The sequence below is a fragment of the Streptomyces sp. NPDC051172 genome (genome assembly GCF_040682555.1).
Classification (GTDB): domain Bacteria; phylum Actinomycetota; class Actinomycetes; order Streptomycetales; family Streptomycetaceae; genus Streptomyces.
In genome coordinates this window covers 1-17236 of sequence record NZ_JBFBBE010000025.1, presented here as the reverse complement: position 1 = coordinate 17236, position 17236 = coordinate 1, and the positions used below count along the sequence as shown (strand labels likewise).

The window sequence follows — 17236 nt, the reverse complement described above, 5'->3', positions numbered from 1 at the left end:
AGGAGTAAGAACCCGAAATGACCAGTCAGTCCACCCTGCAGTCCGTGCCTGCCCTGGGTACGCGCCCGGCCTCCGGCTCCAACCCGAGCCGCGCCGAGACCCGGGAGCAGCTCGCCAAGGCGTCGTACGACCTCCTCGTGATCGGCGGCGGCATCCTGGGCATCTCCACCGCCTGGCACGCCGCGCAGTCCGGCCTCAGGGTGGCGCTGGTCGACGCCGGCGACTTCGCCGGCGCCACCTCTTCCGCCTCCTCCAAGCTGCTCCACGGCGGTCTGCGCTATCTGCAGACCGGCGCGGTGAAGCTGGTGGCGGAGAACCACTTCGAGCGCCGTGCGGTGTCTCGTCAGGTGGCCCCCCACCTGGCGAACCCGCTCACGTTCTACCTCCCCGTGTACAAGGGCGGGCCGCACGGCGCTGCGAAGCTCGGGGCGGGCGTCTTCGCCTACTCCGCGCTCTCCGCGTTCGGTGACGGCGTCGGCCACCTCCTGTCCCCCGCGAAGGCGGCGCAGGACGTGCCCGAGCTGCGCACCGAGAACCTCAAGGCCGTCGCCGTCTACGGCGACGACCAGATGAACGACGCGCGCATGGCGCTGATGACGGTCCGCGCGGCCGTCGAGGCGGGCGCGGTCGTCCTCAACCACGCCGAGGTGACCGGCCTCCGGTTCACCAGGGGCCGGGTGACCGGCGCGGACCTGAAGGACCGTACGACGGGTGACGAGTTCGGCCTCAACGCCCGTCTGGTGCTGAACGCGACCGGCCCGTGGGTCGACCACCTGCGCCGTATGGAGGACCCGAATGCCGCGCCGTCGATCCGGCTGTCGAAGGGCGCGCATCTGGTCCTGAAGCGCACCTCCCCGTGGAAGGCCGCGCTCGCCACCCCCATCGACAAGTACCGCATCACCTTCGCCCTCCCCTGGGAGGACATGCTGCTTCTCGGCACGACCGACGAGGAGTTCGAGGGTGACCCGGCGGACGTCTCGGTCACCGAGAAGGACATATCCCAGATCCTGGACGAGGCCGCGTTCTCCGTCCGGGACCAGCAGCTCAGCCGTGACCTGATCACGTACTCCTTCGCCGGTCTGCGGGTGCTGCCCGGCGGCCCCGGCGACACGGCGAAGGCCAAGCGCGAGACGGTGGTCACGGAGGGCCGCGGCGGGATGCTGTCCGTCGCGGGCGGCAAGTGGACGACCTTCCGGCACATCGGCCGTACGGTGATGCAGAAGCTGGAGGCGCTGCCGGGCGCTCCGCTGGGTGACGACTTCGAGCCCATCTCCTCGCTGCCGAAGAAGCTGCCGCTGCCGGGTGTCGCCAACCCGCGTGCGGTCGCCCACCGGCTGCTGGTCGACAACCCGGCGCCCGGTCCGCGTATGGCCGCCGACACCGCCAAGCACCTGGCCACGCACTACGGTTCGCTGTCCTTCGACATCGCCCGCCTCGCCAACGAGAACCCGGAGCTGGGCGAGCGTGTCCACCCCGACGCTCCGGAGATCTGGGCGCAGGTGGTCTACGCCCGGGACAACGAGTGGGCCGAGACGGCGGACGACGTGCTGCGCCGTCGTACGACGCTGACGATCCGGGGCCTCGCCACGGACGACGTCCGCGCCAAGGTCCAGGACCTGCTCGACAAGAAGTGACCTCGCGTCGGCCCCTTCCCTGACCAGGGCCGGCACGATCGGGGACCGGTCCCTCTCCCCTAGGGGGCCGGATCCGCGAGAGGGGCGACTCCGCGCCGACGGAGCCGCCCTTTTCGCGTGCGCCCGGCGTTGTCGGTGGCGGGTGTTTTCATGGGCGCATGAACGGTGATCAGGCCGGTGCCGGGGAGCTCGCCACGCTCCGTGCGGCGTTCGGCGTGGGCAGCGGCGGGGAGTCGGCGCTCGGCTGGCAGGCGGTGCGCGCCTTCGAGGCGCAGCACGGGGTGGTGCTGCCGGAGCCGTACCGGACGTTCGTGGCGGAGGTGTCCGACGGATCGTTCCAGGGACCGCCGGAGTACGGGCTTCTGGCGCTGGCCGACCTGCCCGAGGACTGGGGGGACGACGGGGCGGGCCGGAAGCTGGGCGAGCCGTTCCCGCTTACGGCGGCATGGCTCTGGGAGGAGGATGACGGACCGTACGAGGACCCCGAGGCCGCCATCAGGCGTGTCCTCGACCACGGGTCGGTCGTGCTGGGTACCGACGGGTGCGCGATGAACTGGCATCTCGTCGTCAGCGGCCCTCACCGCGGGCACATATGGCACGTCACCGATGCGGGCGCGATGCCGTTCGGCTCGGAGTTCGGCTTCACGACCTCCGAGCCCGGCTTTGCCGGCTGGGTGAGGCACTGGGCGGCCGGCAAGGAGTGGTTCGACGGCCCGTCGGCCCGGTGAGGTGGCGAGACGGTCGAGGGGGCGGGCGCCGGCGCTCGCCCACCGGCTGGGTTCCTGGAGGCGGGCGGACGTACGGGACACCGTCGTGGACGGGCGGCTGCAGATGCGGGACCGTGACCTGAGGCCCCTCGACGAGGGCGCCGTCCTCGCCGACCTGGAGATTCTCGCCGCGAGCTGAGCATTCGGCACCCCGTTCAGCCCACTGAACCGCCATAATGACCTGATACATCGGATGTCTGAACGACAGTGCTGAACGACAGGGAGGCCGCCCATGGCAGTCACCGACGAGGCGATCGAGAAGATCAAGGGAATGATCGTCTCCGGCGCGCTGCGCCCCGGCGACCGGCTGCCCAAGGAGAGCGAACTGGCCGCCGAGTTGGGGCTGTCCCGCAACTCCCTGCGGGAGGCCGTGCGGGCCCTGTCGCTGATCAGGATCCTGGACGTGCGGCAGGGCGACGGCACCTATGTGACCAGCCTCGATCCGCAGCTGCTGCTGGAGGCGCTGAGCTTCGTCGTCGACTTCCACCGCGACGACACGGTGCTCGAGTTCCTGGCGGTGCGCCGCATCCTGGAGCCGGCCGCCACGGCGATGGCCGCGTCCAGGATCAGCGAGCAGCAACTGGACGCACTGTCTGCCCAGTTGGAGAAGCTCGGGGACACCCCGTCGGTGGAGGAGCTGGTCGCCTGCGACCTCGACTTCCACCGGGGCATCGTGCAGAGTTCCGGCAACTCGGTGCTCTGCTCGCTGCTGGACGGCCTGTCGGGGCCGACCACCCGGGCCCGCATCTGGCGCGGTCTGACCCAGGAGGACGCGGTCAGCCGCACCCTGCACGAGCACCGCGCGATCCTGGCCGCGCTGCGCGACCGGGACGCGGAGGCCGCGCGGTCCTGGGCGACCGTGCACATCGCGAGCGTGGAGCAGTGGCTTCGCTCGACGCTCTGAGCGGCTTCAGGCGCGGGGCCCGCACTGGCGATCATGGGTGTTCGAGGGCCCCGGACGGGGCAGTGATCCGTTCACTCCCCCGTGCAAGGGGGCTGCGGGCGCCCCCGCGGAACGCCGTAAGGTTGTGTGGTCAAGCGAGGGCACGTCGGAAGGAGGCCTGGGTGATCGAGCTCGAGGGGGTTCCCGAGCTGATCGACCCGGTCATGGTGGCCGCGTTCGAGGGCTGGAACGATGCCGGCGACGCCGCCTCCACCGCGGTCGCGCATCTGGACAGGGAGTGGAAGGGTGAGGTGTTCGCGGCGCTGGACGCCGAGGACTACTACGACTTCCAGGTGAACCGCCCCACGGTGTGGATGGATGCGGGCGTGCGCAAGATCACGTGGCCCACCACAAGGTTGTCGGTGGTCCGCGTCGGCGGCGAGAAGCCGCGCGATCTCGTACTCGTCCGAGGTATCGAACCGTCGATGCGGTGGCGCTCGTTCTGCAACGAGCTGCTGGGCTTCGCGCACGAACTGGGTGTGGAGCTGGTGGTGGTGCTGGGCGCCCTGCTGGGCGACACCCCGCACACCCGGCCGGTCCCCATCAGCGGCACCACGTCCGACGCGGACCTGGCGCAGCGCATGGACCTGGAGGAGACCAAGTACGAGGGCCCGACGGGCATCGTCGGTGTGCTGCAGGAGGCCTGTACGCATGCGGGCGTGCCGGCGGTGTCGCTGTGGGCGGCCGTGCCGCACTACGTGTCGCAGCCGCCGAACCCGAAGGCGACGCTGGCCCTGCTCAACCGCCTGGAGGACCTGATCGACGTGCGCATCCCGCTGGGTGAACTGCCCGAGGACGCGCGCGCCTGGCAGGTCGGCGTGGACCAGCTGGCCGCCGAGGACAGCGAGGTCGCGGAGTACGTGCAGACGCTGGAGGAAGCCCGGGACACCGCGGAGCTGCCGGAGGCGTCCGGCGAGGCGATCGCCCGGGAGTTCGAGCGCTATCTGCGGCGCCGGGACGGCTCAGGCCCGTCGAGCGGCGGACACGCGACCGCGGACGGCAGCGACAGCACGACGTATCTGCGGGACAACCCCAGCGGTCGTACGAAGCCGCCTAAGCCACCGAAGCCGGGTCCGGACGACGAGGAGTCGTCGGAGGACTAGCCGGGTGGACCGGGTTGAGGGCGGTGCGCAGCTTGCGCACCGCCCTCTTTGCGTTCGGTGGCGCCGTGCCATGGCTGTCGCCCCGTCCGATGACTGACAACTCTGCAGTCTTTGGCCGGTTTGCTACGTGACCTCTGTTTCAGGACGGATTGCACACGGTACCCAATTCAACTTGTTTTCAAACCGAGTTGGTGAATACGGTCTGGACGCCTCGCCGAGACCGTGCTTGGTTGTGCACCGATGGCGCACCCGCACGGACCGAAGGGAGCGGTACCGATGAGCGACCAGGTACAGCCGGCGCAAGGGCCGGGAACGTCCGGGCCGGGGCCCGACGGAGCGGGGTTCACCTATCGAGGAGCCGAGCGGGAACTGATCGTCGTAGCCCGTCCCGAGGCCCGGCTGCGCGCCCAGGCCGAGGGTGTCCGCTCGGCCGCGGGAGCCGACGTCTCCGCTCTCAACATGTTCCTCGGCGATGAACAGCTGGCCCTGGAGCCGCTGTTCGGCAGCGAGGAGCGGCTCCAGCAGTCCGCCGCGCCGAGCGAGGGCAACGTGCCCGACCTCGCGATGTTCTACCGGGTGCGCGGCGGCGGGAGCCGGGCGGAGGAGCTGCGCTCGCGGATCGCCGCGCTGCCGGGCATCGAGACGGCCTACATCAAGCCCGGAGCCGTACCGGCGTCCCTGGCGCAGGAGAGCGGTCGACTGAAGGAGGGTGCACCCGTCACCCCCGACTTCAGCAGCCGGCAGGGCTATCTGCGCCCCGCGCCGGAGGGGATAGACGCCCACTGGGCATGGCAGCGCCCCGGTGGGTCGGGTCAGGGGGTGACGGTCGTCGACGTCGAGGGCGCCTGGCAGTTGGGCCATGAGGACCTGGCCGCCAAGCTGGCCGGCGTCGTGGTCGGCACCCCGCTGACCGACCTCGCCTGGCGCAACCACGGCACCGCCGTGATCGGCGTGATCGGCGGCGACCGCAATGAGTACGGCGTCAACGGCATCGTGCCCGAGGCGGTGACCGCGGCCGCGTCCTTCCAGGGCATCGGCACGGCGGCCGCGATCCACGCGGCCGCCGACCGGCTCGGCCCCGGCGACGTCGTACTGGTCGAACTGCACCGCCCCGGACCGCGGTTCGAGTACGCCGAGCGCGACGACCAGCGCGGCTATGTCGCTCTGGAGTGGTGGCCGGACGACTACGCGGCCATCCGGTACGCCACCGCCAAGGGCGTCCTCGTCGTCGAAGCGGCCGGCAACGGCGGCGAGTCGCTGGACGACGCGGTCTACGAGCGCCGCCCGGACGACTTCCCCGAGTGGTGGCGCAACCCGTTCAATCCCTCCAACCAGTCCTCCGGTGCCGTCCTGGTCGGTGCGGGCGCACCGCCGCCCGGCACGCACGGCCGCGACCACGGCCCGGACCGCTCCCGGCTCGCGTTCTCCAACTACGGCGCCCGGTTGGACGCCCAGGGCTGGGGCCGCGAGGTGACGACCACCGGCGGTTTCTGGGACAAGCCCGGAGATCTGCAGGGCGGCCCCGAGGAGATCGCCTGGTACACGGACACGTTCTCCGGGACCTCCTCCGCCTCCCCCGTGGTGGTCGGCGCCCTGGCCGCACTGCAGGGCATGCTCAAGGCGGCCGGCCAGCAGCCGATGTCCCCGGAGCGTGCGCGTGACGTGCTGCGGGCCACGGGCTCCCCGCAGCAGGACGCGCCGGGCCGGCCCGCCTCCCAGCGGATCGGCAACCGGCCCGACATCAAGGCGGCGGTCACCCATCTGCTGCCGGAGGCGGTCGGCTCGGGCCAGGCCGAACGGTACTGGGACGAGCTGCTGCCCTACCCCCGTGAACTCCCGCCCCGGCTGAGGCTGTTCGTGGCCGGAGCCTGGCGGAACCTGAACCACCCGTCCCCGGAGATCCGCCAGGCGGTGCACTCCGCCTTCGCGGGGGGACGGCCCGACGTCCGAGTGTGGTTCTCGGACGACGAGATCGTCGGCCTGGTCGTCACGGGCTGACGAATCCCAACCATCAAGGGAAGGTGACAACCGCATGAGCACCACCCCGCAGATGAGCCAACTGGGACAACAGCAGGGCCAGCAGTTCCCGAGCACGTCGCCCTACCAGCAGTACCAGCAGCAGCCGTTCGGACAGCAGCAGCCCATGGGTATGGGGATGGGCATGGGCTCGCTGGAGCAGCTCCAGCAGCTCGGCCAGCAGCAGCCCTTCCAGCAGCTGCTGCAGCAGCTCGGCCAGCACCAGGGCTACGGTCAGCAGCAACAACAGCACGAGCAGCAGGTGCAGCAGCAGCTCCACCAGATCGCCCAGGTCGCCGTGCAGCACGTTCAGCAGCAGGTCCAGCAGCAGGTGCTGCAGGCCGGCATCGCGGACGGCTACATCGACGTCGTCCAGCCGCTGCCCGGGCAGCCCAGCCTCATCGCACTGCGCATCAACGGCCAGCTGAGGATCTTCGCCAACCCGAACGCCCAGACCCACGACCAGGTCCAGGAGGCCTTCGCGTTCGGCCACCAGGTGGTCGGCATCTGGGACTCCGGCTCACCGCAGGTCCTGCGCAGCATCCAGATCCGCAGGATCTGATCCACACCGGGTACTGCGTCTTCCCGGGGGACAACCCCCGGACCCCCGGCAGAAAAACAGGCCGAGCGACGTAGCCGGCGCGCCAACATCGCGCAGCAGACCCGAGCAACACGAGGGGCGCTTCCTCCACGGAGGAAGCGCCCCTTTCCCGTGCCGTGCCGGCTGCGGCTACAGGGCCACGCCCAGCAGAGCGTCCACCGCCCGCGACACGACACCGGGTGCACCGATGTCCGTACCGCCCTCGGCGCCCTGCAGGGCGGCCCAGCGGTCGACCGCGGCGAGCGCGGCGGGGGCGTCCAGGTCGTTCGCGAGGGCCTCGCGGATCTCCTCGACCAGAGCCTCGGCGGGCGGTCCGTCCGGCCGGGAGACGGCGGCGCGCCAGCGCCCCAGCCGGGCCACGGCGTCCTCGAGGACCTGGTCGGTCCACTCCCAGTCGGAGCGGTAGTGGTGGGCGAGCAGCGCCAGCCGGATCGCGGCCGGGTCCACCCCGTCGCGGCGCAGCTTGGAGACGAAGACCAGGTTGCCCTTGGACTTGGACATCTTCTCGCCGTCGAGGGCGACCATCCCGGCGTGGACGTACGCCTTGGCCATGGGGAACTCGCCGGTCAGCACCTGGGCGTGCGAGGCACCCATCTCGTGGTGCGGGAAGGCGAGGTCGGAGCCGCCGCCCTGGACGTCGAAGGTCATGCCGAGGTGGTCCAGGGCGATGGCGACGCACTCGATGTGCCAGCCGGGGCGACCGCGCCCGAGGGAGGCGCCGTCCCAGCTGGGCTCGCCCTCGCGGGCGGCCATCCACAGCATCGGGTCGAGGGGGTTCTTCTTGCCCGGCCGGTCCGGGTCGCCGCCGCGCTCGGCGGACAGCAGCCGCATGGCCGCCGTGTCCAGGCCCGACACCTTGCCGAAGTTGGGGTCGGACTCCACGGAGAAGTAGATGTCGCCGTCGAGTTCGTAGGCGGCGCCCGCGTCCCGCAGCCGCTCGACGAGCGGCACGATGCCGGGTATCGCCTCGACCGCACCTATGTAGTGCTGCGGCGGCAGCATCCGCAGGGCGGTCATGTCCTCGCGGAACAGGGCCGTCTCCTGCTCGGCGAGGGCGACCCAGTCGATGCCGTCACGGTGCGCCCGCTCCAGCAGCGGATCGTCCACGTCGGTGACGTTCTGGACGTACTGAACCTGCCGCTTGGTGTCGAGCCACACGCGCTGAACGAGGTCGAACGCGTTGTAGGTCGCCGCGTGACCCATGTGGGTCGCGTCGTACGGCGTGATGCCGCAGACGTAGATACGGGCGACGGGACCGGGGTCGAGGGAGACCGGACCGCCGGTCGCGGTGTCGTGGATCCTCAGGTCGCGGCCCTGACCAGGCAGGGCGGGGACCTCGGAAGCGGGCCAGGCATGCATGTCATGAGCCTAACCGGACGGAAGTTCCGTATACGAACCGGACCGGGCCGGATGGCCGGTAAGGCGCTCTTGCGTGATACCCGCCCATCTGCTTCTACACGGGCGGCCAGGGAATCGCAGGCCACTCGCCGCTCGGCTCAGGGTGCTTCCCCGTCTCCAGGAGTACGGCGACACGCGCGCGCGTGGCGTCGAGTTCGGCCTCCGTGATCAGGGCCGCCAGCCGCGTGGCCAGCGCTCCTTGCGCGGCCAGGGCCTCCTGGAGGGTCTTGAGGACGTCGACCGCCTCCGGGTCCAGCGGCTCCCCCGCCCACCCCCACAGCAGCGTCCTGAGCTTGTTCTCGGTGTTGAAGGTCACGCCGTGGTCGATCGCGTACAACCGGCCGTCGGCCGTGGGCAGCAGATGGCCGCCCTTGCGGTCCGCGTTGTTGATCACGGCGTCGAGCACGGCGAGCCGGCGCAGCCGCTCGTCGTCGGCGTGCACCAGCAATGCCGTCTTGCCTTCGCCGACCTCGGCGAAGCCGATCGCCTTCCAGCCCGGCTCCGGCTCCTCACCGTCGACCAGGGCGAGCAGCTCGGCCTCGGGGCTCACCTCGATCCACAGCTGGACCATCCCCTCGCCGTACGGCCCCTCCCGCAGCACGGTGGGCGGGACGAGGCCCCAGCCGGTCGCCTCGGAGACCTCGTAGGCGGCCGCCTCGCGCCGGGCGAGGTTGCCGTCGGGGAAGTCCCACAGCGGCCGCTCGCCGGCCACGGGCTTGTAGATGCAGGCCGCTTCCCGGCCCTCGTGGGAGATCGTGCAGTACAGCGCCGCGTTGGACGCCTCGCGGATCCGGCCGCGCACGGTGAGCTCGCCGTGGGTGAGCAGGTCGGCGAGCGGCTCGTCGCTCGTCACGCTCCGCGGCGGTATCCGTTCTGGCGCGGACATACGTGTCCTTCCGGGTCGAGCGGGAGGCTGCACAGTGGGCACGGCGGCCGCCCGGCGTTGACGACGTCGAGGGCGCGCTTGGCGAAGGCCCGGGCCTGCGCGCCGGTCAGCCGGACCCGCAGCATCGGGGGCCCGTTCTCCTCGTCCTGGAGGAGACGTTCCTCCGCCTCGGCGAGGTCCTCCTCGGAGTCGGCGTCGAGCTCCACGAGGGCCTGCGCCTCGACGATCATGCGCTGTTCCTCGCCGTCCCAGGCAAGGGCCATGGTGCCGACGCGGAACTCCTCCTCGACGGGCGTGTGCAGCGGATCGGTGTCGGAGATCTCGGTGGAGGCCACGGCCGGGACGGCGGCGCTGCCGCCACTGCGCCGTACGACCTCGTCGAGCAGTTCGTCCATGCGTTCGGCAAGGGCGGCGACCTGGGTCTTCTCCAGGGCCACGCTGGTCACGCGGGGACCCTCGGTGGCCTGGAGGAAGAACGTACGGCGTCCGGGCATACCGACCGTACCGGCCACGAAGCGGTCCGGGGGGTCGTAGAGGAACACCTGACGGGACACGTCCTGTCTCCTGGAATTCGTGGATCGACATCGGACCGGATGACCGCACGGCCTGCTGGTGCGGACGGGGTGCGGCGCTACTGCGACCGCTTCACCCTACTGCGCCCGACGATCACGGTGCGCCCGCACCGCCCCCGACCGTGGCGTCGCCGGCCGGGGGTTCCTCGCGCGGCGCCAGCGACGCGAAATCGCCGGTGTCACCGAGCCGTACGAGAAACGCCCTCAGACGTGTGTAACGGATCGCGGTGATGGAACACGGTTCAACGGAAATCCTCTGGAAAAGGTCGAGATGAAGTCCGAGTGCCTCCGCGACGAGCGACTTGATGATGTCGCCGTGCGAACACATCAGGTAGACGGCGTCGGCGCCGTGGTCGCGCTCCACGCGCGCGTTCCATTCTCGTACGGCTTCGGCGGCGCGGGTCTGCATCGCACGCATCGATTCGCCGCCGGGGAACGCGGCGGCCGACGGGTGCGCCTGCACGACCTCCATCAGCGGCTCGTCCTTGAGTTCGGCGAGCTTGCGGCCGGACCAGTCGCCGTAGTGGGCCTCCCCGATCCGCTCGTCGGTGTGCGCGGTGAGCTCGGGGCGGGCGTCGAGAAGCGGCCGGATGGTCTCCTGGCAGCGCTGCAGCGGGCTGCTGACGACCTCGGCGATCGGCAGCCCGGCGAGCCTGCCGGGCAGGGCGGCGGCCTGCGCGGCGCCGCGCTCGTCGAGGGCGACACCGGGCGTCCAGCCGGCGAGCACCCCCTCGGTGTTGGCGGTGGAACGTCCGTGCCGGACCAGGATCAGCGTGGGCATGCGGCCAAGAGTAGGCATACGCCGGGGTGCATCGGCGGGCCCGGGGCGGGAGAATACGCTCCGTGATCGTCGACTGCGCCATCTACCGGGACGGGCGCCGGACGGAGGGGCCCGCGGACTTCTCGCACGCGCTGGCGCAGTGCCGTCGGGGGCGCGACGCCTTCGTCTGGATCGGCCTGTACGAGCCGACGGAGAAGGAGTTCGAGCGGGTCTCGGAGGAGTTCGGGCTGCACCCGCTGGCCGTCGAGGACGCCCTGAACGCGCATCAGCGGCCCAAGCTGGAGGTGTACGACGACTCGCTGTTCATGGTCCTCAAGCCGGTCGGGTACGAGGCGAAGAGCGACATCGTCACCTCCGGGGAGGTCATGGTCTTCATCGGCGACTCGTTCGTGGTGACGGTGCGGCACGGCGAGGAGGCGCCGCTCGCGGCCGTGCGGCACCGGCTGGAGGAGGAGCCCGAAATGCTCCGGCACGGTCCCACCGCGGTGCTGTACTCCATCGCCGACGCCGTGGTCGACCACTACGTGGAGGTGGCCGACGAGCTGGGCACCGACCTGGAGGAGCTGGAGACGGAGGTGTTCTCGCCGACCGGCGGGGGCTCGCGGCACACGGCGTCCCGCATCTACGCCTTCAAACGGCAGATCCTGGAGTTCCGCAGGGCCACGGGCCCGCTGGCGCAGCCGCTGGCCAGGCTGGCGGGCGGGGGCGTCTTCAGCGCCCGGGTGCCCTTCGTACACGAGAAGGCGCAGCCCTTCTTCCGGGACGTGAGCGACCACCTGACGCGTGTGAACGAGTCCGTGGAGGGCCTGGACCGGCTGGTCTCCGACGTGCTGTCGGCGCATCTCGCGCAGATGAGCGTGCGGCAGAACGACGACATGCGGAAGATCTCCGCGTGGGCTGCCATGGCGGCGGTCCCCACGATGATCGCCGGGATCTACGGCATGAACTTCGACCACATGCCGGAGCTGCACTGGAGTGTGTCGTACCCGGCGGTGATCCTGCTGATGGCCGGCCTGGAGGTGCTGCTGTACCGCCTCTTCAAGCACCGGGGCTGGCTGTAGCTCAGGCGAACTCGGGTGCCCTCGTGGCGGGTCCGCCCAGTGCGTCGCGCCGCTCGGGCATCCGCAGGCTCACCATCCGCCGCCAGCCGGCGATCCGCTCGTAGGCGTAGACGGCGTGGATACCGGCGGCGAGCAGCGCCGACTTGGCCCGCGGCCAGCCGAGGATGCGCCCCATGTGGCCCATCACCGCGAGGCTGACGTCCCGGTAGACGCGGATCTCCGCGAGCGCGCACTCCCGCAACATGCGCTGGATGGCGCGGCCGTGTCCGGCGTACGCGAAGCGCAGCAACTCCTCGTGGCAGTAGGCCAGGTGGTTGTCCTCGTCGTCGGAGATCATCCGCACCGCGCGGCCGATGTCGGGGTGGTCGGCGAAGTGCCGGCGCAGCAGTTCCATCTGCTCGGAGGCGCGCTGCTCGGTGACCCGGCTGTGGGAGAGGTAGGTCACGATGTCCTGCACGGTGAGCCGTTCGTCGCTCCTGAGCCTGTCGTGGGGGAGACCGATGCCGTTCTTCTCCAGGAGCATCGTGTAGTCGGTCTCGGGCGGTACGGGGACGGGTTGGAGACCGCGCTTCTTCATCAGGGCGTTGAAGATCCGCCCGTGCTTGTCCTCGTCGGCGCCGTGCCGGGTGATCTTGGGGGCGAGGGCGCGTTGGCTATCGGGGACCAGCGCGGCGATCCGGCCGTTCTCCCAGCCGCCCTGGGACTCGCCGCCGGCCGCGATGGAGCAGAACAGGGCGAACGAGGCGTCGTCGTCGAGGATCTCCTGGAAAAGACTCCTGGCCGAAAGCATCGCGGGCACCTCTCTGCCGGTCTCGAACGAGTCAAATGCGGCGCTGGAGGTGCTGCAACAGCTGTGTCGGACAACTCGGCCAAAAGGAGGATCCAAGGGGTCACATCAAAGGCGTAACCGCGCGCGGCCGGGCGCGTTGTTCTCCGTGACGGCCGTGGCGGGGAAGACCCCCGAGCCCCCACCACGGCCGCAGAAACCTCTCCCCGCCGCCCCGGAGCGAGCGTCACGCCAGTCCGGCGCGCTCCAGGGCCTCGGTGCCGGCGCGGAGCGAGGCGACCCGCTCCTCCAGCGTGAAGCCGGCCGGGTTGAGACTCAGGGTGGTGACCCCGGCCGCCGCGTACTCCTTCATCCGGTCCGCGATGCGGTCCACGGAACCGAGCAGCGCCGTCTTGTCGATCAGGTCGTGCGGGATCGCGGCCGCGGCGCCCTGCTTGTCGCCGGAGAGGTACTTCTCCTGGACCTCGGCGGCCGCCGCCTCGAACCCCATGCGCTGGGCCAGCTGGTTGTAGAAGTTCTGCTTGGCGCTGCCCATGCCGCCGACGTACAGCGCGGTGTAGGGACGGAACGCGTCCGCGAGGGTGGCCACGTCCTTGTCCTCGCCGACGGACAGCGGGAGCGTCGGGCAGACGTCGAAGCCGTCGAGGGTCTTGCCCGCCTTCTCCCGCCCGGCGCGCAGGTGTTTGATCGTGGTGTCCTCGAGGTGCTCGGCCGAGGGGAAGATCAGCAGGGCGCCGTCGGCGATCTCACCGGTCTGCTCGAGGTTCTTCGGACCGATCGCGGCGATGTACAGCGGGATGTGCTCGCGCTCGGGGTGCACGGTCAGCTTGAGCGGCTTGCCCGGGCCGCCGGGCAGCGGCAGCGTCCAGTGCTCGCCCTCGAACGACAGCCGCTCGCGCGTCATCGCCTTGCGCACGATCTCGACGTACTCACGCGTGCGTGCCAGCGGCTTGTCGAACTTGACTCCGTACCAGCCCTCGGAGACCTGCGGTCCTGAGACGCCGAGGCCGAGGCGGAAGCGGCCGCCGGAGAGCGAGTCGAGGGTGGCGGCGGTCATCGCGGTCATCGCGGGCTGGCGGGCCGGGATCTGGAAGATGGCCGACCCTACGTCGATGCGCTCGGTCTGGGCGGCGACCCAGCTGAGCACGGTGGCCGCGTCCGACCCGTAGGCCTCGGCGGCCCAGCACACGGCGTACCCGAGCCGGTCGGCCTCCTTCGCGACCTCCAGGTTGTCCGCGTCCATTCCGGCACCCCAGTAGCCGAGGTTGATGCCGAGCTGCATGCCGATACCCCTTACCGATCAGTAACGTCCCTGTCGGCCAGACCCTAGCGTGCGGAAACTGGTTGTCCACAGGCCCCCACGCCGAAGGGCCGGGCCAGTAATCTCGGCGTTCATGGAGCAGAGGTACCTCGGCCGGACCGGCCTTCGCGTGTCCCGCATCGGACTCGGCACGCTCACCTGGGGCAGGGACACCGACGAGCACGATGCCGCGGACCTCTTGAAGACGTTCTGGGAGGCGGGCGGGAGCCTGGTCGACACGGCGGACGTGTACGGCGACGGGGAGGCCGAATACCTGCTCGGACGCCTCATAGAAGGCCTGGTTCCGCGCCGGGACCTGGTGATCTCGACCAAGGCGGGCAGTGTGCCGGACCCGGACCGCCGGGTCGACGGCTCGCGCGGGCACCTGCTCTCCGCGCTGGATGCCTCGCTGGCCCGGCTCGGCACGGACTACGTCGACGTCTGGCACATCCACGCCTTCGACCCGCACACCCCGCTGGAGGAGACCCTCCAGGCCCTCGACCTTGCGGTCAGCAGCGGCCGGGCGCGCTATGCCGGCGTCTCCAACTTCTGCGGCTGGCAGCTCGCCAAGGCGGCGACGTGGCAGTTGGCGGCTCCCGGGCTGCGGACCCGGCTGGCGGGCACGCAGATGGAGTACTCGCTGCTGCAGCGCGGCGTCGAGCGCGAGGTGCTGCCGGCCGCGCTGGACCTGGGCATCGGCCTGCTGCCGTCCTCGCCGCTGGGCCGCGGGGTCCTGACGGGCAAGTACCGCGGCGAGGCCGTGCCGTCCGACTCGCGCGCCGCCTCCGAGCACCTGGCGCCCTTCGTCGCGCCGTACCTCGACGACACGGCGAGCCGCATCGTGGACGCCGTGCAGACCGCGGCGGACGGGCTCGCGGTGACTCCCCTCCAGGTCGCCCTCGCGTGGATCCGCGACCGACCCGGCGTGGCCGCGCCCATCGTCGGCGCGCGCAACTCCCAGCAGCTCACGGCGGCATTGTCAGTGGAGGCCCTTAGTCTTCCTGACGAGATCTGCCGGGCGCTCGACGACGTGTCGGCGCCCGTGCACCGCTATCCCGATCACGACTGGAGCACGCTGTGAGCACGGAGCCCGAGCCCACCGAGGACGCAGAGAACGCCGAGCCGGGGACGCCGGACGCCGCGGGGCAGAGCGGCGAGGGCGTGACCGCGGCGGACGGTGACGGCGAGTCCGCCGCTCAACTGTCCGAAGCCGAGGCCGAGCTGGCGGCTCAGCAGCGGGAGCGGGAGCGGATCGAGCGGCGCAAGGCCGAGAAGACGGGGCCGGTCGAGAGCGGCGCGAAGCTCAGCGGGAAGGCCGCCGATCTGCTGGCCGCCGTCCGTGCCGTGGAGAGCGGCGCGAAGCCGCTGGACACCGTGTTCAGCGAGCCCGCTCCGCGCCGTCCCGCCCCCGAGCCCGCACCGCGGCCGCAGCCGACGCCCGCGGCCGCGCCCGCTGCTACCGCGCCGGAGGCCGTCGACGCGGTACGGCGCGTGCTGAGCGACGGCGGCGCACCGGACTCGCTCGCACCGCAGGTCGCCGCCGCTCTCGGCGAGGGCGCGGAGGACGTTCTGCGGGAGGACCCCTGGCTGCTGTTGCGCGTCGGCGGTGTACGGCCCGAGCAGGCCGACGGCTTCGCGCGGGCGCTGCTCGGCGCGGAGTGCGGTCCGGACGACGAGCGGCGGGGCCGGGCGCTGACGGGGTGGCTGCTGGAGCAGGCGGCCCTCGCCGGGCACACGGCGCTGGAGATGCCTGCGCTCACCGCGGCGCTGACCCAGCGGGGCGTGCCCGACGCCGACGCGGCCGTGCAGAGCGCTGTCGCGGAGGGCGAGGCCCTGGTCTTCCAGGACGCCCTCGACCCGACCGCTCCGGCACCGGAGACGGCCGAGGAGGCCGAGGAGCGTCCGGTACGGATCCTGGTCGGCCTCGAGCGGTACGCCCTCGCGGAGGAGAGCCTCGCCGACGGACTGGCCCGCCTGATCAACTCGGTGCCGAAGGAGGGGGGTTCGGCCGAGACCTGGGAGGACGCCGCCTCCTCCGCACCGGACTCCACCGCCGAACTCGTCCGCGCGGTCGCGGGCCACGGCCTGGTCCTGCACACCGGCGGCGAGGCCTCCCTGACCGAACCGGCAGCACTGCTGCAGACAGCCACCGCCCTCGGCCTGCGCGCCTGGGCGGCCACACACAGCCCACTGGGCCGCGACCGCTTCGCAGCGCTGTGCGCGGGGCGCCCCGTCGGGACCGTGCAGGGCCGCGCCGGAGCGAGCGGCTCGGTGCCGGGCGGCAGCGCGGCGAGTGGCGCCGCGGCGGAGCCCACCGTGACCAGCAGCGGGACACCGGAAGGCCCCGGCGTCGCCACCGTCTCCGGGCTGCTCTCCGGTGACGAGGGGCCCGGGCGGGATGCGGACGGGGCGTTGGATCTGGATCTTCTCGTTGCGCTCGACGCGCCCCAACTGGACGTCGAGACGGGGGCCCTGCTCGTCGAGTCGCTGCCCGACGGTGCCCGGCTGGTGCTGGCCGGGGATCCGGGGGTGTTGTGGTCGGCCGGGCCCGGGCGGGTGTTCGCCGATCTGCTGGCGGCGCGGGTCTGCCCCCGGATCGCCTCGCGGCGACCGGACCTCGGCCCGCTGGGCGAGCTGGTCTCCGGCGTCGGCATCGGTGAGCTCAATCAGGTCGAGGCCCCCGACAAGGAGGTCGTGATCGTCCCGGTGCGGGACGCGGGCGAGGCGGTGCACCGGACGGTGCAGCTCGTCGCCGACTCGGTGCCCCGGGCGATCGGTGTGCCGCCCGAGCAGACCGTGGTGATCACTCCGGGCCACGGCGGCGCGGCAGGCACCCGCGCGCTCAACACGGCGCTGAAGGAGCGCCTCAACCCCGGCCCCGGCCGCTTCGGCGGCTTCGACCCCGGTGACCGGATCGCCTACTCCCCCGCACCGGGCCGTACGACAACGGGCAAGGTCGTGACGGCCGACGCCGCCGGGCTGCATCTCTCGTGTGCGGGCGCCCCCGTCGTCGTACCGAAGGAGCGGGTGGAGCAGTCCGTGCGGCACGGGTGGGCGCTGACCGCGCACCAGGCGGTGGGCAACCGGTGGCCCGCGGTGGTCGTGGTGCTGCCCGGGGACGCGGCGCAGTCCCTCAGCCGTCCATGGGTCTACACGGCGTTCGGCAGGGCGGACCGCCACCTCTCCGTGGTCCACGGCGTCGACCAGGCACTCCCCCGCGCCGTGGCCGAGGTCCCGGCAAAGCCCCGCACGACCCGTCTGCCGCTGCTGCTCAGCACCCAGGTGCCGCACGCCGGCTGACCGAGGGGCCCTACCGAACGAGGCGGCTCCAGCCTCTACTCGGCGATCACCAAGGCCAGTTGGTCGGCGGAGTCGAAGCTGACGGCC

The 17236-nt window shown here is 71.6% G+C and carries 16 protein-coding genes; 10 read left to right on the top strand and 6 right to left on the bottom strand.

The features are described from left to right. Positions 1 to 17: 17 nt before the first annotated feature. The 7 genes from AB0N07_RS17505 (at position 18) to AB0N07_RS17475 (ending at position 7025) form a co-directional block, all read left to right on the top strand. The gene (locus tag AB0N07_RS17505) at positions 18 to 1634 is read left to right on the top strand and encodes a glycerol-3-phosphate dehydrogenase/oxidase (RefSeq protein ID WP_365835819.1); all 1617 of its coding nucleotides are present in this window, start codon (positions 18 to 20) and stop codon (positions 1632 to 1634) included. A gap of 158 nt (positions 1635 to 1792) precedes the next feature. Beyond that, positions 1793 to 2362, top strand: a complete 570-nt coding sequence (locus AB0N07_RS17500) for an SMI1/KNR4 family protein (RefSeq protein ID WP_365835817.1) — start codon at positions 1793 to 1795, stop codon at positions 2360 to 2362. Position 2363: 1 nt separating this feature from the next. Continuing rightward, positions 2364 to 2540: a hypothetical protein gene (locus tag AB0N07_RS17495; protein WP_365835815.1), complete on the top strand. Its 177-nt coding sequence runs from the start codon at positions 2364 to 2366 to the stop codon at positions 2538 to 2540. A 93-nt stretch (positions 2541 to 2633) separates the two neighbouring features. Further along, positions 2634 to 3305, top strand: a complete 672-nt coding sequence (locus AB0N07_RS17490) for a FadR/GntR family transcriptional regulator (RefSeq protein WP_344404324.1) — start codon at positions 2634 to 2636, stop codon at positions 3303 to 3305. 161 nt (positions 3306 to 3466) lie between these two features. Then, positions 3467 to 4447, top strand: a complete 981-nt coding sequence (locus AB0N07_RS17485; protein ID WP_365835812.1) for a PAC2 family protein — start codon at positions 3467 to 3469, stop codon at positions 4445 to 4447. A gap of 276 nt (positions 4448 to 4723) precedes the next feature. Continuing rightward, positions 4724 to 6445 (top strand): S8 family peptidase, encoded by a 1722-nt coding sequence (locus AB0N07_RS17480; protein WP_365835810.1) that lies wholly within the window; start codon positions 4724 to 4726, stop codon positions 6443 to 6445. Positions 6446 to 6479: 34 nt separating this feature from the next. Further along, on the top strand, positions 6480 to 7025 hold the full coding sequence (locus tag AB0N07_RS17475; RefSeq protein WP_365835808.1) for a hypothetical protein: 546 nt from the start codon (positions 6480 to 6482) through the stop codon (positions 7023 to 7025). A 168-nt stretch (positions 7026 to 7193) separates the two neighbouring features. Here AB0N07_RS17475 and mshC read toward each other — a convergent pair whose 3' ends face one another. The 4 genes from mshC to AB0N07_RS17455 form a co-directional block, all read right to left on the bottom strand. Then, positions 7194 to 8423, bottom strand: a complete 1230-nt coding sequence (gene mshC / locus AB0N07_RS17470; protein ID WP_365835806.1) for a cysteine--1-D-myo-inosityl 2-amino-2-deoxy-alpha-D-glucopyranoside ligase — start codon at positions 8421 to 8423, stop codon at positions 7194 to 7196. Between the two features lie 94 nt (positions 8424 to 8517). Further along, a complete protein-coding gene (locus AB0N07_RS17465) occupies positions 8518 to 9348 on the bottom strand; it encodes an SCO1664 family protein (protein ID WP_365835804.1) in 831 nt (276 codons plus the stop codon). Then, complete coding sequence (locus tag AB0N07_RS17460; RefSeq protein WP_365835802.1) at positions 9312 to 9902, bottom strand: DUF3090 domain-containing protein; 591 nt, start codon at positions 9900 to 9902, stop codon at positions 9312 to 9314. The genes AB0N07_RS17465 and AB0N07_RS17460 overlap by 37 nt, the downstream gene beginning before the upstream one ends. A 112-nt stretch (positions 9903 to 10014) precedes the next feature. Continuing rightward, complete coding sequence (locus AB0N07_RS17455; protein WP_365835800.1) at positions 10015 to 10701, bottom strand: histidine phosphatase family protein; 687 nt, start codon at positions 10699 to 10701, stop codon at positions 10015 to 10017. 62 nt (positions 10702 to 10763) lie between these two features. On the opposite strand from AB0N07_RS17455, the gene corA reads away from it, so the two are divergent. Then, entirely contained in the window at positions 10764 to 11762 is a 999-nt protein-coding gene (corA, locus tag AB0N07_RS17450) for a magnesium/cobalt transporter CorA (RefSeq protein ID WP_365835798.1), read from the top strand. A gap of 1 nt (position 11763) precedes the next feature. On the opposite strand, the gene AB0N07_RS17445 is transcribed toward corA, so the two are convergent. Then, on the bottom strand, positions 11764 to 12552 hold the full coding sequence (locus AB0N07_RS17445) for a ferritin-like domain-containing protein (RefSeq protein ID WP_365835796.1): 789 nt from the start codon (positions 12550 to 12552) through the stop codon (positions 11764 to 11766). Between the two features lie 223 nt (positions 12553 to 12775). Then, positions 12776 to 13831 carry an LLM class F420-dependent oxidoreductase gene (locus tag AB0N07_RS17440; RefSeq protein WP_365835794.1) on the bottom strand — a complete coding sequence of 352 codons (1056 nt, stop codon included), beginning with the start codon at positions 13829 to 13831 and terminating at the stop codon, positions 12776 to 12778. A 112-nt stretch (positions 13832 to 13943) separates the two neighbouring features. Here AB0N07_RS17440 and AB0N07_RS17435 point away from each other — a divergent pair, with 112 nt between their 5' ends. Continuing rightward, entirely contained in the window at positions 13944 to 14930 is a 987-nt protein-coding gene (locus tag AB0N07_RS17435; RefSeq protein WP_365835792.1) for an aldo/keto reductase, read from the top strand. After that, a complete protein-coding gene (locus AB0N07_RS17430; RefSeq protein ID WP_365835790.1) occupies positions 14927 to 17149 on the top strand; it encodes a helix-hairpin-helix domain-containing protein in 2223 nt (740 codons plus the stop codon). The genes AB0N07_RS17435 and AB0N07_RS17430 overlap by 4 nt, the downstream gene beginning before the upstream one ends. Positions 17150 to 17236: the final 87 nt, after the last annotated feature.